The 3,224-nt window shown below is 43.6% G+C and carries 3 protein-coding genes; all 3 read right to left on the bottom strand.

Annotated elements, in window-relative coordinates:
* Window positions 1-238: 238 nt before the first annotated feature.
* From G636_RS0114355 to istA, 3 genes are read right to left on the bottom strand one after another with little or no spacing between them, the layout of a single operon-like run.
* Window positions 239-634, bottom strand: coding sequence for a hypothetical protein (locus tag G636_RS0114355; RefSeq protein WP_026508604.1), 396 nt, complete (start codon window positions 632-634; stop codon window positions 239-241).
* Window positions 612-1,376 carry an IS21-like element helper ATPase IstB gene (gene istB, locus G636_RS0114360; RefSeq protein ID WP_026508605.1) on the bottom strand — a complete coding sequence of 255 codons (765 nt, stop codon included), beginning with the start codon at window positions 1,374-1,376 and terminating at the stop codon, window positions 612-614. Before istB ends, G636_RS0114355 begins: the two co-directional genes overlap by 23 nt.
* A complete protein-coding gene (gene istA, locus G636_RS0114365) occupies window positions 1,369-2,931 on the bottom strand; it encodes an IS21 family transposase (protein WP_155832410.1) in 1,563 nt (520 codons plus the stop codon). The genes istB and istA overlap by 8 nt, the downstream gene beginning before the upstream one ends.
* Window positions 2,932-3,224: the final 293 nt, after the last annotated feature.

Here is a 3,224-nt window from a genome sequence, read left to right on the forward strand (position 1 = left end):
TCGACACCTTGAATCATGAAATCCTTATCAATCTCCTCAGAAAGAATGTGAAGGATGAACGTGTAGTTCAACTAATAAAGCGCTATCTGAAAAGTTGTAACCGGCAAGTACTTTTCCCGAAATTTCGGCATTTTATTTTCCTGAGTCCGCGGCATTTAAGATTCCATAGCCTGCGGCATTTTATTTTCCATACTTGTCTTTATTCATGGGCTGCCGCGCAAACGACAGCCCTAGTTGCTTAATCACCTAAGATGAAATCCAGTATCTTTCCCTCTATCTTTGAAAAGTCGATATCATCTAAAGGTTCTGGTTCATGATCATTAGGTTCATCTGACCATCCGTAGTATTCCATCGCATACTTACGAGCATCTTCTGGACTCATTTCTTTTGTGGCCTGTCTGATTTCTTCCTCTTCACGGTATATATCCAGGAAATCTATAGGACATCCTCCCTCGTACACAGCCATTGCGTTGTTCTCATGTACGCTGTGACCTGTAGCTACCCACTCACGAAGGGCTTTACGCTCCTTTGCAGTCATCTTTGTGACCTTCAGGTATTCCCTGAGTTCCTCATCAAGCATGGCCTGGTATTCTTTTTCTTTTTTCATATATTCACTTATCCTTTCCGGTTTCATTTAAGAATGATTTCCTGTTCTCGAGTCTGTAGCTTTTACCATTCATAGGGATCTTGTCGCACTGGTAGGAAAGCCTGTCCAGGATGGCAGTGGCAAGTGCTGCATCTCCGAGAAACTCTGTCCATTCTTCAAATCCCTTGTTGGTAGTAATGATTATCGATGTACGCTCCTGCAGTTCAGATATCAGCTGGAAGAATAGATTTCCCTCTGTAGCAGAGATGGGAAGATATCCTACCTCGTCTATTATCAAAAGGTTTGATGCGCGTATCCTTCTCAGTTTGACGCCTGCATGTCGGTCTATTTCTTCGGTGCGCAGAACCTTTATGAGAGACTGCATTGTGGTGTAGCTTACCTTGTAGCCATCTTCACATGCTTGATATCCAAGTCCGATTGCAAGGTGTGTCTTTCCAACTCCGGGAGGACCGGAAAGTATTAAGTTGTATAGTCCGTCTATCCAGGTCAGCTCTGTGAGCTGTTTGAACTGCTTCTTGCTAATGGCTTTGCAGAATGTCAGATCAAAGTCCTTAAGATATTTGGGATAGGGAAATCCTGCCTCCTTTATGCGTTTGTCCCTTGCTTTGTTCTGGCGGTAAAGTATCTCTCCGTCAAAGACGTATGTAAGGAAATCCAGGTAACTGTGCTGCTCAGTTTCAGCGGTATGGATCACCTCGTCAAGGGCATCTCTTGTATGTATCAGCCCAAGGCTTCTGGCTGAAGTCTTTAAGGTCTGTATCTTATCCATTCATGGCACCTCCCTTCATAGCATCCTCATATATCCTGAGATCGCGTTTTTCAGGGCTGCCGCCTCTGTATTTCTCTGGCAGCTGTACCTTTCCTGGCTTTTCTGTTTTGTTCTTGTCCGCTTCAAAGCTGAACAGATATGCAGTAGCTGATTTAAGTTCAACAGCGGAGTAAATGTCTCTTTCAAGGCAGTACGAAAGGGCTTTGTTTATGAACCTGCCATCGTATTCCAGAAAGAGCTTCTTGACTATCTGAAGCTGGTCACGATAGTAGCGCTGTTTCTGATGATAGAGTTCATCAAAAAACTTCCCAGCCGACTCGCTGTCATTGAACTTTGACAGAACATCAGCTTCAAGCTCCTTGAGAGACTGACTTTTTTCACGATAGTCATTTGTGGCTGAGCCTATGAGCTCACCTTTGCCCGCAGATATCGGGTGTGTTGCATATATCTCTCCGGTCGATGCATCAACAATGGAAACCTCGCCACCTTCTGTTATCATGTATACCTTCTTGCCTTTGGAGTAAGTTCCTTTAGGCACTCGGTATCTGTTGCTATGGAAAAGTACCACGTTGTCTTTGCGAACCTGATAGGTTATACTTTCGTTGACAGGTTTTTCAAAACCGTATTCTGATACTGGTATGAGGTATTCCTTTTCGAGGGCGAATACTTCTGCCGGTATCTTTTTTGTTGTTTCGTTAACCTTTCCGTTTCCAGTTCTTTCAAGCCATGCAATGCAGGCTTCATTGAAACTATCTATATCTTCAAATATCCTGTGTTCAGCAAAGCCGTGCTTTAAGTACTTTACTACATTCTCGATACGTCCTTTGCTTTCCGGATCAGCTCCGTGACACAGGAAGACACTAAATCCAATCGTTTCCTTAAATACCTGGAACTCGTCAGTATAGATGATATCCCCGTGATTCTCGCTTACTGCAAGAACCTTGTCCTGATCATAGACGATTTCCTGAGGTCTTCCACCAAAGAACTCAAATGCCTTGATATGTGCCTCGATAAAGCTTCTTGTTGTCCATGGCTTCTCACGCCATAAGCCATACTTCTGACGCGAATTGGAGAGTACCATTCCAAAACAGTAGACTTTCTTGCTTCGGCCGGAAGCTGTCTCAAGAATTATCTCGCCCATATCTACCTGAGCCTGTTTGCCAAATGGCGGATCTTCAGTAGCTTCATACTGTCTGGTGTGCTCAGGCTTTTTGATATCGTATTCCTTCCTGATGGCTGCAACATAGTTCCTGAAGGCCCGTTCCTGGAATTCCAGATCTTTCTTGCCGGTCTGCTCTTTGATCCAGTCGTATATCTGAGCGGCTGTCATATCTGGGTACTTCTGCAAACATTCAACAACGTATTCTTTGTAGATGTCTGCCTTCTTACGCCTGCAACCAGCATTTTGCCTGGCAATGGCAAAGTCATCTGGCGGCATATCCCAGTACTTGTTGACTGTCTTGAAGTCAATTCCAAGCGCCTTGCTGGTCTGGGACTTGTTCAGTTTGTGACGTTTCAGTTCTTGAATTTTTTCATAGATCATCCAACTTTTCACCTTTCTTCACCTCCAAAGAAAAGTATATCTTTGGAAGCATGATCTATGGAAAATAAAATGCCGAAACTATGGAATTTTAAATGCCGCCTACTATGGAATTTATTTTACCGTTTACAAAAGTGGGGTAATGGAAAATGGAGTGGTCATTGACACAGAAGAAGGTTCACCGCAAGGTGGATTATGCCGAGCTCCACATAATCCACCTTATGCCGAGATAAATGTTATGAGGAGTCAATCCCAGAAATGTGCGTAAAATAAGTATCCTTGGGTAAATAACTCGGCATAACACACAG

The organism is Butyrivibrio sp. MC2013 (assembly GCF_000424585.1).
Classification (GTDB): Bacteria; Bacillota; Clostridia; order Lachnospirales; family Lachnospiraceae; genus Butyrivibrio.

Bases quoted from the DNA above. Each gene is read 5' to 3' on its own strand.
- G636_RS0114355 (WP_026508604.1), bottom strand. From the start codon at position 634: ATGAAACCGGAAAGGATAAGTGAATATATGAAAAAAGAAAAAGAATAC.
- istB (WP_026508605.1), bottom strand. From the start codon at position 1,376: ATGGATAAGATACAGACCTTAAAGACTTCAGCCAGAAGCCTTGGGCTG.